Annotated in this window: 12 protein-coding genes; 6 read left to right on the plus strand and 6 right to left on the minus strand. The window is 44.7% G+C overall.

Going from position 1 to position 17,927, the window contains the following annotated elements; genetic code table 11:
• Window positions 1–38 precede the first annotated feature (38 nt).
• Window positions 39–2,111, minus strand: coding sequence for an alpha-L-fucosidase (locus A8806_RS23755; protein ID WP_242996252.1), 2,073 nt, complete (start codon window positions 2,109–2,111; stop codon window positions 39–41).
• 390 nt (window positions 2,112–2,501) lie between these two features.
• Here A8806_RS23755 and A8806_RS23760 point away from each other — a divergent pair, with 390 nt between their 5' ends.
• From A8806_RS23760 to A8806_RS23780, 5 genes are all read left to right on the plus strand, one after another.
• On the plus strand, window positions 2,502–3,875 hold the full coding sequence (locus tag A8806_RS23760) for an ABC transporter substrate-binding protein (protein ID WP_109733653.1): 1,374 nt from the start codon (window positions 2,502–2,504) through the stop codon (window positions 3,873–3,875).
• A gap of 170 nt (window positions 3,876–4,045) precedes the next feature.
• Window positions 4,046–4,924 (plus strand): carbohydrate ABC transporter permease, encoded by an 879-nt coding sequence (locus A8806_RS23765; RefSeq protein WP_109733654.1) that lies wholly within the window; start codon window positions 4,046–4,048, stop codon window positions 4,922–4,924.
• Window positions 4,924–5,766 carry a carbohydrate ABC transporter permease gene (locus tag A8806_RS23770; RefSeq protein ID WP_109733655.1) on the plus strand — a complete coding sequence of 281 codons (843 nt, stop codon included), beginning with the start codon at window positions 4,924–4,926 and terminating at the stop codon, window positions 5,764–5,766. The genes A8806_RS23765 and A8806_RS23770 overlap by 1 nt, the downstream gene beginning before the upstream one ends.
• A gap of 3 nt (window positions 5,767–5,769) precedes the next feature.
• Window positions 5,770–6,945, plus strand: a complete 1,176-nt coding sequence (locus tag A8806_RS23775; protein ID WP_109733656.1) for a trans-sulfuration enzyme family protein — start codon at window positions 5,770–5,772, stop codon at window positions 6,943–6,945.
• A gap of 23 nt (window positions 6,946–6,968) precedes the next feature.
• On the plus strand, window positions 6,969–9,659 hold the full coding sequence (locus A8806_RS23780; protein WP_109733657.1) for a glycosyl hydrolase: 2,691 nt from the start codon (window positions 6,969–6,971) through the stop codon (window positions 9,657–9,659).
• A gap of 79 nt (window positions 9,660–9,738) precedes the next feature.
• On the opposite strand, the gene A8806_RS23785 is transcribed toward A8806_RS23780, so the two are convergent.
• From A8806_RS23785 to A8806_RS23800, 4 genes are all read right to left on the minus strand, one after another.
• Window positions 9,739–10,425: an ABC transporter ATP-binding protein gene (locus A8806_RS23785; RefSeq protein ID WP_109733658.1), complete on the minus strand. Its 687-nt coding sequence runs from the start codon at window positions 10,423–10,425 to the stop codon at window positions 9,739–9,741.
• Window positions 10,426–10,443: 18 nt separating this feature from the next.
• Window positions 10,444–12,915 carry an ABC transporter permease gene (locus A8806_RS23790; RefSeq protein WP_354016706.1) on the minus strand — a complete coding sequence of 824 codons (2,472 nt, stop codon included), beginning with the start codon at window positions 12,913–12,915 and terminating at the stop codon, window positions 10,444–10,446.
• Between the two features lie 188 nt (window positions 12,916–13,103).
• Complete coding sequence (locus A8806_RS23795) at window positions 13,104–14,516, minus strand: sensor histidine kinase (RefSeq protein ID WP_109733659.1); 1,413 nt, start codon at window positions 14,514–14,516, stop codon at window positions 13,104–13,106.
• Window positions 14,517–15,221 (minus strand): response regulator transcription factor, encoded by a 705-nt coding sequence (locus tag A8806_RS23800; RefSeq protein WP_109733660.1) that lies wholly within the window; start codon window positions 15,219–15,221, stop codon window positions 14,517–14,519.
• Between the two features lie 244 nt (window positions 15,222–15,465).
• Here A8806_RS23800 and A8806_RS23805 point away from each other — a divergent pair, with 244 nt between their 5' ends.
• Window positions 15,466–16,395: a CPBP family intramembrane glutamic endopeptidase gene (locus A8806_RS23805; RefSeq protein ID WP_109733661.1), complete on the plus strand. Its 930-nt coding sequence runs from the start codon at window positions 15,466–15,468 to the stop codon at window positions 16,393–16,395.
• Window positions 16,396–16,468: 73 nt separating this feature from the next.
• Here the strand turns inward: A8806_RS23805 and A8806_RS23810 are convergent, their stop codons facing one another.
• Window positions 16,469–17,794, minus strand: coding sequence for a DUF4474 domain-containing protein (locus A8806_RS23810; RefSeq protein WP_109733662.1), 1,326 nt, complete (start codon window positions 17,792–17,794; stop codon window positions 16,469–16,471).
• Between the last annotated feature and the right edge of the window lie 133 nt (window positions 17,795–17,927).

The following is a 17,927-nucleotide window of genomic DNA, read 5'->3' on the forward strand; positions in this document are numbered from 1 at the left end:
CTTCCTTTCATCATAAGATTCTCACATCTGTTTTTTTGCTATTTCTTACAAACAATTATCTGTTGTAGTGAAAAAGCAGGCAGAGATATGACTGTTTTATTATTTTCCATATGCTGTTCCAATGTGGCACACTCAGGGTATACAAGCTCAGCCTGTGAAATTGTGCGGTCAAGTTCCAGAGTTCCTCCGCTGACCGGGAAGGCGTCTCCGTGGAAACGTTTTGGAACCATAGAGATCTGGTGGATGATATAACTGTCCTCTGTTTCAAAATAAGCTGTGCGGATTACATCAGGTGTTTCTGTTATATTGCGCACCGCTGGTGTGATTTTTTCATGCTTTAAAAGATCACTGAATAACTCATGCGGATACTGGAAGCTGTCCAGTGAGGCCATTGTAAAGAAGTCGAAGGCCATGTAATAAGCACTGCCTTTTCCGACTGTTTTCCGGATCAGGGCGGGAAAGACGGAATCGGCCCCCGGCGGAGGACTCCACCAGTTGACCCAATGCCGGGAATCACACACGACACACGGCAGTATGAAAGTAAGGAGCGTTTCGGCGTTCTTTTCGGTTACTGTTTCAATGAAGTGTTCACTGACCGGGGGCGTTGTACAGGACAAAAGTCCTGAAAAGTCTTCCGTGCCGGTATTCTTCAGATATGCGGCCCAGCGGTTGGCAGCATATTCAGTGTGAATGGTACACTCGCCGGTCCCTGTGATTCTGGCAATCGTGGAGGCAGGAAGCTTTCTGGAATCTGCCGTCCACAGCCCGCTTTGCCCGGAACTGATCAGGGTACCGCCGTTTTCTGTGTAATCAGCCAGTAGTTCGGCAGTTTCTTTTTCTATGACAAATACTTCCGGCAGCAGGAGCAGGTCAAACTGTTCGAGAAGCGCTTTGTCCAGTGTGCGTTCAGGAAGAACCACGTAAGGGATTTTGGCCCTTTCACAAAGCTGCATGGCACCCAGGACAGCATTCTGGTGCGGATTGTGGTGCTTCATCCGCAGGATGGCGTCTGCATCCAGCGAAGGGATATTGACGGCCATAGAAAGGTCGCTCTGCACGATGCCGGCACACTTTACAGGGGTGCGCCCGTTGAAATAGGGCTCCATCTTCTTTAGTTCGGTATAGACGGCGCCAAGCCTTCTTGCCTCTTCAAAATCGAGTGTGCCGTCGATGTGCTGGGAACCGCTGTACATGCCTACTCGGCAGCCCTGTGCGGCGATCGAGGAGAGGTCACATATGTATTCATTGACAGAGCTGTAATTATAGACCTGCGAGGCCTCGCCGGGAGCGAGGATCGGATACTGCCCTACAGCAGTGTCACGTGCATAGGCGGAGGAAAACCAGTTGTCTTTCAGCAGTGGTTCTGAAAACTGGTAGTCCAGCATATCCCGGAGTTCCTGCGGATAATGGCAGGAAAAATTAATCGTAATGGCAAGTGACGGATCAATGGCCTTTACACGCTGCTTCAGCTCGGCGAGAAAACTCATCGCATTCTGATTCAGAAATTCTACAATGTCTGTTTTATGTTCCAGAATCTCCTCCTGTGTTTCCGGCAGAGGATAATGATAAAGGGAAGCAAATTTGGTGCGGCAGTGATTGCAGTAGCACAGGGACGCCCCGAAAATATCCAGAAATAAAGAATCAGGGGCATAGTTTCTTACAATCTCTTCGAGCTGTTTCAGACAGTATTCCCGGTATCCGGTCTGGCAGCAGCAGAGTGTCCATTTCGCAAATTCATCGTCCCGGATCAGCGCGGAGCCGTCCGCCTTCTTAACCTGCCATTCCGGAAATCTCCTGGCGGCTCCTTCATCATATTCAATACAGTAGTAGGCAACAAATTCAATGCCTTTTTCTCTTAAAAGTGTACTGATTTCTTTAATCCAGTCACCTTTAACTCCGAGATGCTTTTGTGCCCCGGGCACTTCACTCGGGTAATAAGTGACGCCCCAGTGGTCTTTGCAGTACACCATGAGAGAGTCGATACCGGCAGTTTCGAAAAATGCCTCATATTCTTTGATATCGAGATGGTTCAGCGTGACGTCAGGTGGCTGGGGGGAGTGATGGTCTATTAAGTAGCATCGCCTGGTGGCTGTGTATTTTTTACTCATCATGATTTAAGCAATATACGTCTGTATACTGCCTGACTCCTTTCTGTATAGGTGAAATTTTAAGATTCAGCATATAAGTGAATAGACTTGAGATCAGATAAGGGAAAAGTTTATTAAGCTAAGAATATAAAAAACGTACAGTATTGTCAAGTGAAAACAAAAAGTTAATTGGTGAAAAATAACCAAAAAAGGAGTGGATAAATTAGATAAAAAGTATAAAAATAACAAAGATATTGACAAGAGGAGTTTCAAATGATAGTATAATCGCATAAGTGGTCAGACCGGAAATACCTCACGAGAGTGGCGGTCAGTAACCAGCTAAGGGAAAAGCGTAACTAAATAATTCAAATGACCTGGTATTGTGATTTGAAAAAAAGAAAAGGAGAGGAAGTTATGAAAAAAAGGATTTTAGCGGCAACATTGGCAGCTGTTATGGTAGGCGGACTGCTGGCAGGATGCGGGTCATCCGATAAGAAGTCCGGTTCATCCAAAGACTCGGCAAAAGACGGCGGGAAAGCGACGCTTCGTTTTATTGATGTAAGCCCGAGCCCGGAGAGGCAGAAGTATTATGAGAATGCATTTGCCAAGTTTGAAGAGGAGACCGGTGTGGCAGTTAAGTACGAAAGTGTCCCGTGGGACGATGCAGCCGACAAGCTGACGGTGCTCGGTACTTCCGGACAATTACCGGATGTTATCACGACCCACCCGCTCTGGCTGGGACAGTTTACAGAGGCCGACTGGGTGATTCCTATTGACGATTATGTGGAAGAAAACGGGGACCAGTTTGTTGATGCAGTTCAGAAAATCAACTGGGCACAGGAAAAAGAAAGATATGGACATGTTTACTCTGTTCCTGACGGATTCATGGTAAAGGGTATCTTCTACAGGAAAGACTGGGTGGAAGAGATCGGATACGATATTCCGACCGGTGATGACTGGACATACGATGCATATTTTGATCTGATCAAGGCATTGACAGACAAAGACCAGAAGCGTTACGGTAACTCCTTCCGCGGGGCAAGAGGTGCATTTGACCCGCTGCTCGCTTACCTGCAGTCCTTTACAGGCGGCTATGTATTCGATGAAGAAGGCAATTTCATCCTGAATACACCGGAATGTGTAGAAGCAGTTGAGAAATGGTGTGAGATTTATAAAGACGGGTATGTACCGGAAGATTCTGTTAACTGGGGATTTGTTGAGATGGTGGATAACTTTACAGGAGGCCTTACAGGAACTCTTTCCAATGATTCTGAAGTAGCAAAGGCATGTGAAGAGAAGATGGATGCTTCCAAATGGGGAGTCCTCCCGATGCCGGTATCTACTGTTGACGGTAAGATGATGAATACCGCGGGCAGCCCTTACTCATATACAATTGCAAAGAGCTCTGAATATCCGGAAGAGTCCCTGCAGCTGATTGATTTCCTTGTGAGGGCTGATAATAACATTGAGTACTGCAAGATGGGCGGCCTGATACCTATCAAGAAGGATGTCGGAGATGATGCAACATACGGGGAAGACGGACCTTACGCAGTATTCCTGGATGAATTAAATGATCCGAATTTTACAGTTCCGCCGATGTATGGTCCTTTTAATTATACAGACCTTCATCAGGATATGTTCCACACAGAACTTCAGAAATATCTGCTTGGACAGCAGTCAGCTGAAGACGTCCTGACTCATATTGGAGATGAACTTACAACAAGAATGAAACAGTACCTTGCTGATAATGAAGGATCTACGATAGAAACACCGAAAACAATGCAGTAAAAATACAGCAGGAAAGGTTATTGCAGGATAAGATGAGAAGGGGGTTAATGTAAAATGAAAAAAAGCATTAACCCCTTTTCCATTTCATACCGGATACCGCGAATTTTTACAATTGGCAGAACAACTGCCATGCATTTTTTGAAAACTAGATAAAGGAGAGTGATATCTACATGAAAAAGAAAATGGAACCCTGGCTGTTTTTACTTCCTGTTCTTGTGATTTTGCTGCTGCTGTTTGGATATCCGCTGATCAACAGTATTATCATGGCATTTCAAAATTACAAACTGACAGCGCCAAACGATATTCATTTCAATGGACTTGATAACTTTGCCAAGCTGATGGGGGATCCGGATGCGTTGATGATCATAAAGAATTCCTTTATTTATGTCATCGTATCTGTACTGGGACAGTTTCTGCTTGGAATGACTCTGGCAGTTGCATTGAAGAAGCAGTTCAAAGGAAGAGGCATCTACCAGTCAATTGTATTTCTGCCCTGGGCTTTTTCAGGATTTGTGGTTGGCCTGATTTTCCGCTGGTCTTTTAACGGGGAATATGGCGTTGTAAATAACCTTCTGGATAAACTGGGACTGATCGACAAGAATATTGCCTGGCTGGGAACACCGGGATTTTCGCTTGCAGTTGTTATTATTGCGATGATCTGGATGGGAATCCCGTTCTTTGCAATCATGATCCTCGCGGCTCTGCAGTCGATCCCGACAGATGTCTATGAAGCGGCGGATGTGGACGGATGCGGGACAGTAAGGCAGTTTTTCCAGATTACGCTTCCCTACATCAAACCAACGCTGATTACGACAATCCTGCTGAGAACAATCTGGATCTTTAATTCGCTGGACCTGGTGGTTATTATTACAGACGGCGGACCAGCGAATACATCACAGACTCTGCCCGCGTATATGTATTCAAAGGCGTTCGGCTCTTATGACTTCGGGTTTGCAGCAGCACTTGGCGTGATACTGATGATTATTCTGGGAGTTTATGCAATGGTATTTCTGAAAGCGACCAAATATGATAAGGCAGGTGATTTCTAATGAGCAGAAAGACAAAAAATGCAATTGGCGGCACTATACGTGTTCTTGTTCTGATTTTCTTCTTTTTACTTGTCGTACTGCCTATTTACTGGATTGTGATCACTTCATTTAAGACAAGCGGGGAAATTCTGGACATCAATAACCTGACATTCTTCCCGAAGGATTTTACATGGAAGAATTATACGGACTTATTTGAACAGTTTAACTACGGCGTGCTATTAAAAAACAGTCTTTTGGTATCGGTGACTTCGGCACTGGTTGTTACGGTCTTCTCCATGCTGGGCGGATACTCACTGGCACGATATAAGTTCAATGGAAAGCAGGCAGTCATCCTCTTTTTCCTGATTACGCAGATGATACCCGGAATCCTTGTGATTATTCCGCTGTACATAATTTTTTCAAAAATGGGTCTGATCAACACACATATCGGGCTGTTTATCTATTATGTAACCGTGAATCTGCCATTCTGTGTGATTACGATGCGGAGCTTCTTCGAGCGGATTCCGGTGACACTGGAGGAGGCGGCGAAGGTGGACGGATGTACAAAAATGCAGTCTCTGTTTAAAATTGTATTTCCGATCATGTTCCCCGGCATCGTCTCCGTATTCGTATTTGGCTTTATCGGAGCGTGGAACGAATTGATTGCAGGATCTATTTTCATAAGTACGCCGGAAATGTGGACGATCCCGGTAGGACTGAAGACCCTGATCGGAAAATACAACGTCGAGTGGGGCCTGCTCATGGCGGGCGGTGTGATGGCACTCCTTCCTACGGCAGTTATGTTTGCGGCCATGCAAAAATTCATCGTGGAAGGAATGACAGCCGGGGCTGTAAAGGAGTAAGTCATGCAGAACAAAGAAGACAGATTAGCAATCACACATCTTGGGGAAGAACAAAGCAAATATATGAATGCGGTCGTTCCCCCGGTATTTATGAACTCTCTCCATGTATTTGACAGTCTGGAATCCTATGCATCACATCAGGAGGACCAGGCCTATGTATATGGGCGTGCGGCAAATCCTACTGTACATATTTTAGAGGAGAAGGCAGCGGCCCTTGAGAAGGGGGCTGCCGCAATCGCATTCTCCAGCGGCATGGCGGCAGCATCGGCAGCAATACTGGCGGTATGCCACGCAGGCAGCCATGTGATCTGCATGCGGGATGTTTACCAGCCGGTAAAAAACATTCTGAACAGGTATTTTATTCCGAAAATGGGGATCACGGTATCCTATTGGGACGGGATAGATCTAAACCGGCTGGAAGACCTGATTCAGGATAATACGGATATGATTCTGCTGGAAAGCCCGGCGACATTTGTTTTTACCGTAACAGATATCGCAGGTGCGGCCAGGGTTGCAAAGGCCCACGGCATCAAGACTTACATTGATAATACATTCTGTACGCCGCTTTTCCAGAAACCGCTGACAATGGGAATCGACATTGTTATGCACACATTGTCGAAGTATATAGGCGGGCACAGTGATATCATCGGAGGCATTCTTGTTGTTCAGGATGAAGAACTGGGGAAACTAATCCGGGAAACAATCCGTGAGCTTTTTGGCGGGATCTTAGGGCCGATGGAGGCGTGGCTGGGAATCCGGGGGCTGCGGACGATGCACCTGCGGGTGGAACAGCATCAGCAGACCGCAATGGAGGTGGCAGATTATCTCGAGCACCATCCGAAGGTAGAACGGGTCTACTATACAGGACTGGCCTCCCATCCACAGGCGGAACTGATCAAAAGACAGCAGTCGGGACATACGGGACTCATGAGTTTTGTATTAAAAGGAGATCCTGAAAAAGCGGTGAAGGCTGTAAACAGCCTGAACGTATTTGAAATCGGCTGTTCATGGGGCGGGTTCGAGAGTCTGGCACTGTGCCCCCTGATAAATTACAAGAAGGAGGAACTGGAGTTCCTGAACCTGAACGGGCATGACAGCGGCCTGATCCGGATACACTGCGGCCTGGAGGGGGCCGATGTACTGATCGGAGATCTGGAGCAGGCATTGGAAAAGATATAACGATTAAGCCGGGAGGTGTTCAAATGAATAAAGAAGAAGTCATTCATCAGCTGAACCAGCCGCGCAGTGAGACAAGAGGACGCACGAGATGGTGGTGGTACGGCTGTGCAGTGGATAAGGATGAGATTATTAGGGAACTGGATTTGATGAAGGAGGCACGGATCGGGGGCGTTGAACTGCAGATTTTATATCCTGTAGAGGCGAATGATAAAGAAAAAGGTGTCGAAAACTATGAATATCTTTCTCCGGGGTATTTTGAAATGATACGCTTTGCAGCAGATGAGGCCGCGGCACGGGGGATGCAGTTTGATCTGACACTCGGGTCATCCTGGCCCTTTGGTGGGCCGTTTCTTACAGAAGAACTAAGCGGGCCGAGTGTTCTTCCGTTCTGTCTGGATGTCGAAGGGCCATGCCGTTTTTCGAAAGACCTGACGACAGTCATATACGGGAAAGTTGTCGGTGCAGTACTGGGGAAAATGGAAGGTGCCCAGATGCTTCCGGAGACAATGGTGGATATCACAGAGCATGTGGTGGATAAGTATCTGTTTAACTGGCCCTGGGGCACGGAAATCGAAGAGATCGTGATACCTGAGGGCGTGCACAAAATCGTCCTGTTTGTGTCCAGTGATAAAAGGCAGAGAGTGTTGAAACCTCTGCGGGGCGGGGACGGGCTGATCATAGACCATAACCGGAAGGATTCCCTGAGGGCCTTTCTGGAATATGGCGGGGACCCTATTGTAGAGAACATCGGCCGGGGAAAAATAAGTAATTTTTTCTGTGACTCCATCGAGGTGTTCGGACATAACTGGACGGATATCCTGTATGATGAGTTCCGCAGAAGAAGAGGGTACGAGCTCAGACCTTACATCTATGCCCTGTGGGGGGAGGTAAAAGGGCTGACAGAACAGATCCGATATGATTTCCAGAAAACAATGGGTGAGCTTACCGTGGAGAATTTCTTTCGGGAACTGACTAAGTGGTGTCATGAAAAGGGCGCCGTTTCCAGAATCCAGGCGCACGGGACATGGGGGGATATCCTTCAGGCGTACGGGGCTGCGGATATTCCAGAGGGGGAGACCTTCTCAGCATTTGACAGATATGCTGTGAATACGGTACACAGAAGGCTGGCAGTTTCAGCCGGGCATGTCTACCACAAACCGGTTATTTCCAATGAATCCTTTACCTGGCTTCGTTTCCCGCGGTTTGTAGTGTCACTGGAAAACATTAAGGCGGCGGCAGACAGTATTTTTCTGGATGGAATCAACCAGATTGTCAACCACGGATACAGCTACAGTAAAGAAGACGGTGTGGGGATGACTCCATTTTATGCATCCACAAACATTAACCATACAAACACATGGTGGAAGTATTATAAAGAGATCAGTATTTATATCAACCGTGTGTGTGACTTCCTGCAGCGGGGCAGGCCGGTGGTTTCTACGGGCGTGTATCTGCCACAGCATGATATATGGGCAAAAACCCCTCTCGCGGATACGCATATGTGTATGAAGCTGGACGAAAGACTGGAATCATCCTGCATAAATGCGATCCATAAGGCGGGCTACTGGTTCGACTACGTCAATGATGATGTTCTGAAAAATTGGGAAAAGTATGAATATGATACACTGCTCCTGATTGAGTGCGACCATATCCCGCTCGATACGATGGAAAAGATCCGGCAGTTTGCAGAAAAAGGCGGGAACGTCATTGCAGCCGGGAGGATTCCGGACAAGTCCTGTGGAATGCTCCGGTTTGAGGAGGATACTGCCAGAATCCGTGAGATTGGAAATGAGTTGAAAAGACAGGGGAATGTTACCGTCACAGAGGATAAGTTTGACAGTCTGATTCAGGAACTGCGCAGGATAAAAACCCCGGATGTGCTGATATACCACCATCCGGAAACCGTCGGGTATGTACAGCGCGAAACGGAGACAGAGGATATTTATTTTATCTCTAATATTAGTGAAAAAGATATAGAAGAAACGATAAAATTTACAAATACCAAAACTGGATTCTGTGTATTTGACCCTATGACCTGTGAAGAAAAGGAGATTCGACAGATACAAGTGACAGAGGGTGGGACAGAGGTAAGCCTTGATATAGAAGCATATCAGTCCCTGCTTTTTGTATTTCATGATGGGATGGATATGCCTGAGCCTGAACGCAGAAAAGAGGAAATCATATCTCTGGACCTGTCCCGCGGCTGGATTCTCGATATACCGGAAAAAGATTTCCGAAAAGAATACCATGTGCTGGACAGCTGGGAGAAAGAACCGGAGCTTAAGTATTACTCTGGAAGCGGAAGGTACGGCAAATGTTTCTGTATCACAGAAGACGAATGGAAGGAACTGGGAGGCTGTGGCACTGTAATACTGCATATGGAGCACCTCGGGGAAACGGCTGAGATCTATGTAAACGGCACGCTGGCTGATACCGTGATCAAGCATCCTTACAGGGCAGATATCACCGGGCTTTTGCACCAGGGTGAAAACAGCGTGGAGCTGGTTGTGACAAATCTCCTGATCAACAGAATGATCGATCCGGAATACCCGGAAATACTGGAAGATAAAATCATACCGGAATGGCCATATGCTTCTGGCGGGCTGAACCGGTGCAGGGAAGAAAAAGTATTCAACTGGCGGGAGAGAGAGATGATAAAAGAACCATTCCCGTCAGGGATCTGGGGAGAGGTCAGAATTGTTGGAATGAATTAAAAGATTAATTATCCATAAGGGGTATCATGATTCAGCCCGGGTCATGATGCCCCTGTATTTCTCCCCTCCCAAAAAGCAGTTACAAAATCACTCCGTCTTTTACGGTAATAATACGGTCACTGCTCTTCGCTGCTTCTGGTGAATGGGTGACCATAATAATCGTCTGGCCGCTGTTTTTATTGATAGACTGTAAGAGTTCCATAATCTCTGCCCCGGTTTTACTGTCCAGATTCCCAGTAGGCTCATCCGCAAATAAAATGTCAGGACTGCCCATTAGGGCACGGGCGATTGCGACCCTTTGCTGCTGTCCGCCTGACAGCTCCCTTGGTGTATGTTTTTTCCTGTCCGTCAGCCCTACTACTTCGAGGATTTCATCCAGCCGTTTTCTATAATCCCGTATTTTTTTCCCGTCCAGCAGCAGAGGCAGCATAATATTTTCCTCTACATCCAGATTCGGGATCAGGTTATAAAACTGGAATACAAAACCTATTTTCTGACGCCTGATTCTACTCATTTTTTCATCATCAAATTTAGAGATATCTATTCCATTCATAGAAACAGTTCCCCTGGTCGGTGTATCAAGGCCGCCCAGTATATAGAGGAGAGTACTTTTCCCGGAACCGGACTGTCCCATGATAGAGACAAATTCACTCTTTAAAACTTTTAATGAGATATCTTTCAGCACCTTTGTCGTTGTATCTCCGATTATAAAATCTTTGACGATATTCTTTCCTTCGACAGCAATATTGCCAGTAATTGATTTCATTTCACGTCCTCCTATTTATCATTCAAATTTTATCTCTTCAACCAGTTTCATTTTTCTGCTCTTTACCATAGGAACAACCGAACCTGCCAGTGTGACGAGGATTCCCAATAATCCGGCTGATAAAAAGGTCTTGAAATCCAAATCCGGTGACATGGATATTTTAGGACCTGCCACAAGAAAGATTGTCTGGATCTCCAGATAAGATACAACGATTGCGATGGCGGCTCCAATGATCCCGGAGGTGAGGCTTTCGATGATTGTTATTTTGATATTCTGCCTGTTGCTCAGGCCGACTGATTTATACATGGCAATCGAACGCCGTTTCTGGATGTAGTTAATCAGCAGATTATTTATGATGCCCACTGCGGCCAGCAGCAGTATCAAATAGGTCATACTAAACATTGGCTCCAGAAATACCCCAACCGTGGAAAGTGCATCTGTATTAAATTCTTCGACAGTCCGGCTCCAGTTTTGTGTGTTTCCAAACAAATCCCTGATCTGAATCATAATAGAATCCGGATCGGCAGCCGTATAGGCCAGAAAATGATATACCGCAGGTTTGAAATCCGGGATGGCATAAGCCGAGGGGATAACAGCTTCGACATCGGTAGCCCTCGATTTAAAACTTCCGGCTATGGTGTAAGTATTCCTGCCGGAATCGTTCTCCAGTGTCAGCGAATCACCAATTTCATAGTCATTCCTGTTCAGGACATCCTCATTCAGGAGGATGGAACGTGTCTCCGAAAAAGCGGAAATGGCGGAGACTTCCATGTCCTTTTTTGAATAGATGAGATGAAACATCGAGTTGTATAATTCAAGGTTGTCTGTGGCCTCCAGTCGTGAGAATGTATGATCCTGACACTGCATTTCATTATTGAATACATAGACCGGCAGTATCTTTTCAATTCCCTCCATCCCTTCCACCTGTCTGATGAAATCTTCATCCATTTCCCCGTCTGCAAATCCCTGAAGTTCAGCGCCATTGAATACATCTGTGATATAGGTATTGACAAAATTACCGACAACTGTAATTGCAATCACAGCGGAAATGCTGATGAACAAGAGAGTGATATTCTGGGTTATGTTTTTATTATCCCTCAAATTTCTGGCTGCCAGCATCCCTTCATTCTTGAAGATAACCGTATACACTCGTTCCAGAACTTTTGACAATAAGTTTGTAACAAGCGGGATGACCATGATTGCCGCAGATATCAATCCGAGTAATGAAAAACCACCTGCGGGGTACAGGAATTTCCCTGAGGCAAGCCTTGGAAGTAACACAGAAACCACAAGAAGCGCGATACCGATGCCGGCAGCGTGATGGTTTGGCATATGTTTTTCTTCCACCATTCCTAATACAACATCCTTAATTGGCAGCCGGCTGGCACGGCGTACCGGAATCCATGCACTGAGTATGGAAACGATAACCGCCGTCCCGAAAGAAAGCAGGACTGCCGCAGGAGTAATAACAACAGGAATTTCGATGCCTGCTGACAAAGAATCGCCCATGCCCCGTAAAATCAGTTTAAGGATAACTGTGCCGAGCAAGATACCAATGATACCACCGGTAAAGCCATATAAGGCACTTTCCAGCATTAATATACGGGTTACCGTTTTCTGTGTCGCCCCGATACTGCGAAATGTTCCAATGATTGGTAAACGGTCCAATGTAATGACCTTGTAGCTGCTGTAAATAATAAAAACACTCATCGTCAGGGCGAAGAAGCTGATGAGGAAGAACGGCATTGATTTCTGTCTGGCATCGGCTTCTATCTGCTCCTCATTCACGACCTTTGATACGCTAAGGGGGCGGCCGGAAAGCTCTTCAGTCAACGTGTCCGCCAATTCCCCGGCAGATACATCCCCGGCAGGTTCTATCAGAATTTCGCTGTATCCATTCTTTTTCTGTAAAATTTCTGCGAGTGTGGATTCCGGCAGCAGAGCCGTTGCACCTCTTGTATGTCTTAAAAAGACTGTATCGTAAGAAGCTATTTCGGCAACTTCGAACCGGGTGGGGACTCCGTTGATTTGAAGAATGACGGTATCCCCCTTTTCAATTCCATATTTAGAAGTAAAACGGTCAGGCAGGATAACCTTGTAACCCGTAAAATTTTCGATGTCCCCGCCGCTGACCAGGCGGGGCTTATTTATCTGGTTCAGCAAAGAGAGGTCAGAAGCGATTAAATCAATGGTTTCATAATAACCATCCTCATGGTACAGGGCACTGCCCTCCAGCATGCCGGCTTTTGCCTTAATAGAAGTTAATTCCGGGATATCATCTAAGCCGACCGTATCATCGGGGGACAGGGGACTGACTGATATCGCGGCAGACCCGGCCATTCCGCGTGCCATTTTTTGCTGTGCATTTTCATAGGATGTACCGATTGAAAACGAAACAAACAAAAGTACTGCAGAAAGGACGATTGACAGAAGCATGACAATTGTCCGTGTTTTCCTTTCCTTAACATTTGTGAGAATATATTTCAAAATAATCTTCAAAGCTGTTCCTCCTTTCAATTTCTGTATTCTTGATGTTCAGTGAATGTAACAAAAAAGGTTAATAGCTATTACATAACATAATAAGCTATCAACCTTAATCTAACTTGCAGGCATCCTTAATTAACCTTAATTCATGAAAATGCAATTACCCACCCGTATGCATCTGTGGGGTGCACTTCTTATCCGTTTCCCAGATAAATTTTAAAATCAGTTCCGATTCCGAGTTCACTTTCGACCATGATACTGCCGCCCTGTGCCTCGATAATACTTCTTGTTATAGCAAGTCCCAAGCCTGTTCCTGCTGTCTTTTGTTCCGTGTTTGTCCCTCTGTAATACCGCTGGAAAAGCCGGTTGACTTCCTCAGGTTTTATACCATTTCCGTTATCAGAGACAATGATCTGCACCATGCTTCCGGCTTTTGCAATTCGTAAGGTAATCTCTGTATCTTCATTCCCGTGCGCAAAAGCATTCAGAATTAAATTTTGAAAGGCCCTTGTCATGAGCTTACTGTCGAAGAAAAGTGTAATTTCTTCCTCAGGACAGTCAAAATGAATTTCGCGGTTCTCATATTCAGGATTATTTAGAATATCGATCACCAGTTCCTTTAAAAAGCGGACAATATTCCTGTGCTCGTTCTGGATAGGAACCATGCCGCTGTCCAGCTGATAGGTCAGCTTTAGATCATTGATCAGCGACTCCATATAGGAAACATTTTTTAGCATCACCTGAGAATATTTTTTTACCTGTTCTTCAGATATTATATCTTTTTCAGACAGCATCTCCGCATAGCCTTTTATAGGGGACAAGGGTGTCTTTAGATCATGTGTTATATTGGAAATCCATTCTTTACGCAAGTTTTCCGTTTCTTCCGCCACTTTATCACTTGCTTTGATTTCTGCATCCAAATGGTCCAGACTGTCAAAGAGATCACGGAAGGCACCCCTGTCTGCTGTTGGGATATAAGAACGTTGTGCAATATTCTGAATCGAGTGAGACAAGCGGCTAATGATGTTTGTGATCCGGAATCCGTAAATAAATCCGGCGATAAGTATGGTTAAAAACATAACACCTAAGCACAGGAAGAGGACTTGCTTCCCTGCTGTAAACCGGTCTCCGTTCATATACATCGTCACCTTTGCTATATTTACTGGAAAATGAACGATATAAGTGTAATCTTTTCCATTATGTTCCAGAGCGCCGACAAAGGATGTTGTCCCACTGTCGTTTATATGTCCTGTTTCACTTATCTCCAAGAGATCTCTGTAAGAATAAGAATCCCTGAAATCTTCAGGTTTCTGATAACTGACTATTTCCTGTCCGCTGTCATTGAGAATCTGTATTCCCGCATGATTTGACTGCAGCAGTTCCAACCCGGATTGTTTGATACGAGGTGTATTATCTGTAAAAACAATCTGTTCCTGAAAACCCACGGTAAACTCTTTCGGGTAACTGCTCCTTTCAGCAGAACCGCCGGGAGTATGGACCGTGATTATGGATAACGAAAAGAGGGCTGCAAAAATAGTTACACATAGTAATGCTGTTAAAAAAATGAAATATATGTGCAGTGTCGAACGGTATCCAGATTTTCTCATCTAATCAATCCTTTTCTTTAATTTATATCCCAGACCCTTCACAGTAATAAGCTGCCGGGGATTGGAAGGGGAGTCCTCAATTTTTTCACGAAGGTGCCGTATATGGACCATAATCGTGTTATCACAAATGACGCTGTACTCACCCCACACATGTTCGTATAAATGTTCTTTGCTTATAATCTTATCCGCATTTTCCATGAAGTAAGACAGAAGCAGAAATTCGCGCCCAGTCAGGCTGATTTCATTTCCGTCCTTATAAATGCGGCAGCTCTCTTTATCTAGCGAAAGGGGGCCGGCAGTAATCATGCTTTTTTCAAGCGGCTGAAAATCGGTATGGTACTGCTGGCGTCTAAGCTGTGCTTTAATCCGGAATACAATTTCACGCGGGCTGAAAGGCTTCGTAATATAATCATCACCGCCGCTCGACAGGCCAAGGATTTTATCAACATCCTCATTTTTTGAAGAAAGAAAAAGGATCGAGCAGATAGAAAATTCACGGATTTTTCTGCACACATCTATGCCGTTGCTATCTGGCAGCATAATATCCAAAACCACGATATCCGGCTCAAATTCTTTGCATAATTGTAAGGCCTCCATACCGGTATAAGCCTTTTTAATAAACCGGAACCCATCCTGCCGCAGAACCTCTTCCATTAAATCCACGATATCCTTCTCATCATCTACCAATAATATTTTACCGTCCATATTAACCACTTCCTTCCCCGCTATTGCCCTGTGATTTAGAAACTTCTCTGATGTTCATTATATTTCGGGAGGGCACGATATACAAGAAGAGATTTACTGATGGATTATTTCTTTTAACATTATTTTTGAACTATTGAATTAAAAATTGAAAGTGATATAGTTAAAATATGGAAATAAGGGGAATTGGGAGTAAAGGAAGGAGAGTATAATATTCAGCTTCTACAAATATTATACAAGGAATCGAATGAGGGCAGGTAATTCTAAAAAGGCAGAGATTGCAATTTTTTTTGCAATTTCGTATGGATGTTCCTTAATTTTTGGCATCATTATTTATTTGGGGATATATGAAGAAGTTTATAACATATCTCTATTTATGATGTTAACGCCTGCGGCTGGTGTCGCTTTAGCAAAAATACGAAGCAGTAATAATGAAAAGGGAATAAAACAAATACATAAAATAATAATAGTCGCTTTTTGTGTGTCTCTTTTCGCATTGTTGTTTAGGATTACAGGCGTTATAGGTGAACCCCTGCTAAAGATATTCATAATAGTAGGCAATGATATCTTGAGTTTAATTATCCTTTTATATGCATGGATGTCCTGTCCACGGCTGGATCCTTCTAAAAATATTAAAGTTGGAGCAAAATATATATTAATATATACAGTTATTATGTTTATTATAGTTATATGTATGAGTTTTAAAGGAATAACATTTTATACATTTTTTGCTCCTTTTGCATCTATTGTTCATTTTCCATTACAGTGTATTTTAACATTTGGGGAAGAATATGGATGGCGGGGGTATCTCCAGCCATTATTACAAAGAAGATTCGGAAAACGGCTGGGTGTTATTTTTGTTGGTGTACTCTGGCAAATATGGCATATACCATTTTACTTTCCAATTGATAATTGGAACTGGACGGTACAGTTCGCCAGGTTTATTTATTTGCCTGCCCTTTCAGTTGCGTTTGGTTATGTGTATATGAAAACTAAAAATATATGGATTATATCATTTATGCATTTTATGACTAATATAATTCTGACATTCCTTCCGGATTATAAAGATACACATTATTTGCCTTGTATAATGATCCTTTCATGTATTTGTTTTTCATTACTTTTTACTAAGACATACCAAGCTGGTGTGAAAGACGTATATGGGCGCATATCATAAAAATTCCGGAAATGAAGATTCTATCATTTCCGGAATTTTTCTATCCTAAAGAAACTTAGGTTTTTTCTGCGGTCTATTCAAAATCATCATTTCTGTCAGAATAGGATTCTGTCTCTTCCGATTGGTATCCATACTGTGAATCTCTCATCTGCCTGTTGTTTCTGCAGGGACTGCACTGCATCTGGTTTCGCTGCTCCATATTGCAGGAATTATAATTTCCCTGACGACACGGATTGCACTGTGGTGGACAACTGGGCCTTGGCGGGCAAGGCGTGCATGGATTCGGACTGCACGGCGGGCAGTTACAAGGCGGCGGACAGTGCGGCTTCGGCGGACATGGAGGTTCGGGCCGGCAAGGAGGTTCAGGCGGACACGGAGGCTCCGGGCGGCAGGGGGGTTCAGGCGGGCACGGTGGTATCGGAGGCTTAGGTGGCGGGCATGGCGGTACTGGCGGAACCGGGTGCGGTGGTTTCCCGCCCAGCCAGTCTTTGATCCACTCGAAGGCCTCATATATTCCCCTTGCATAAAGTGAGTCGATGAATAATTTATAAAGCTCCGGGGCCATTGCCTTTGCGTATTCCAGTTTATCAAGGGTATCACTGTATTTTCCTGTTGCAAATTCGTAGAGTTTACAGTTGTTGTGATTTGTCTGCTGTACAAGAGCTGCACTTACCTTATTGCGGGATTCAGCCTGAGGGGAATGCGGTGTCGTATAATGAATACAAACGGTGTTCCTTCTGATTGAATATTCCTTTTTGCGGTAACCGATATCTACGAGTGATTCCACAAAGGCATTTCTCATGCCGCGGTCAGGGAAGCTGATTCTGGCATCCATCGTCAGCATGTCAGTATGGGAAAACTGTCCGAGTTTAAAACCTGTGAGCCACCAGTGAACAGCACTTCTCTTTAAAATAACCCTGCCGTTTCTGCGGAGCACAAACGACATCTTCAGCATCTCTTCATTACTAATGTTTTCGTAAAATGTTCCTCTGAATTTATCGGAATCGATATCGTTTCTTTCCGTGTTATAGATTCCTATTTCACCGCCGGTCGTGATACCATACTGGCCCTTCCAGAGTTCAATCAGCCAGCGTTTGCCGGCATAGCTAAAGGTAACTGGTTCACAATCCATGATCATATTGAACAGCGGTGCGGCTTCATCATAAAGGCGGCAGTAACCGACTTCTCTCTGCCAGCAGTCCATAAGAGAATAGAAATAATCACCTTTTAATTCATAGGCAAACCCGGTTTCTTCGAGATCGGCGTTTAATTCATTTTGCTGGCTCTGTTTATTGCCAGAGGGACGAAAACGACGGCTTCGGACCTGCCATACGATACAGAATGCAAGGACTGCGATCACTAGGACTACAGCCGCAATGATTATATAAACTGTAAGCATAATGTTTTGACCTTTCTTTCATTATTAATATATTTTATTCTGCCGCTGCCTTTTCGTGACAGAAGGCAGATTGAACAAAAATACAGTAGAAAATTTATGAAAAACAGAGAAAGTTCATCCAGCTGATGAGCAG

Source organism: Faecalicatena orotica (assembly GCF_003149245.1).
GTDB classification, from domain to species: domain Bacteria; phylum Bacillota; class Clostridia; order Lachnospirales; family Lachnospiraceae; genus Faecalicatena_A; species Faecalicatena_A orotica.

Excerpts from the sequence above, each read along its gene's own strand:
- A8806_RS23755 (WP_242996252.1), bottom strand. The coding sequence starts at position 2,111 with ATGATGAGTAAAAAATACACAGCCACCAGGCGATGCTACTTAATAGAC.
- A8806_RS23760 (WP_109733653.1), top strand. The coding sequence starts at position 2,502 with ATGAAAAAAAGGATTTTAGCGGCAACATTGGCAGCTGTTATGGTAGGC.
- A8806_RS23765 (WP_109733654.1), top strand. The coding sequence starts at position 4,046 with ATGAAAAAGAAAATGGAACCCTGGCTGTTTTTACTTCCTGTTCTTGTG.
- A8806_RS23770 (WP_109733655.1), top strand. The coding sequence starts at position 4,924 with ATGAGCAGAAAGACAAAAAATGCAATTGGCGGCACTATACGTGTTCTT.
- A8806_RS23775 (WP_109733656.1), top strand. The coding sequence starts at position 5,770 with ATGCAGAACAAAGAAGACAGATTAGCAATCACACATCTTGGGGAAGAA.
- A8806_RS23780 (WP_109733657.1), top strand. The coding sequence starts at position 6,969 with ATGAATAAAGAAGAAGTCATTCATCAGCTGAACCAGCCGCGCAGTGAG.
- A8806_RS23785 (WP_109733658.1), bottom strand. The coding sequence starts at position 10,425 with ATGAAATCAATTACTGGCAATATTGCTGTCGAAGGAAAGAATATCGTC.
- A8806_RS23795 (WP_109733659.1), bottom strand. The coding sequence starts at position 14,516 with ATGAGAAAATCTGGATACCGTTCGACACTGCACATATATTTCATTTTT.
- A8806_RS23800 (WP_109733660.1), bottom strand. The coding sequence starts at position 15,221 with ATGGACGGTAAAATATTATTGGTAGATGATGAGAAGGATATCGTGGAT.
- A8806_RS23805 (WP_109733661.1), top strand. The coding sequence starts at position 15,466 with ATGAGGGCAGGTAATTCTAAAAAGGCAGAGATTGCAATTTTTTTTGCA.
- A8806_RS23810 (WP_109733662.1), bottom strand. The coding sequence starts at position 17,794 with ATGCTTACAGTTTATATAATCATTGCGGCTGTAGTCCTAGTGATCGCA.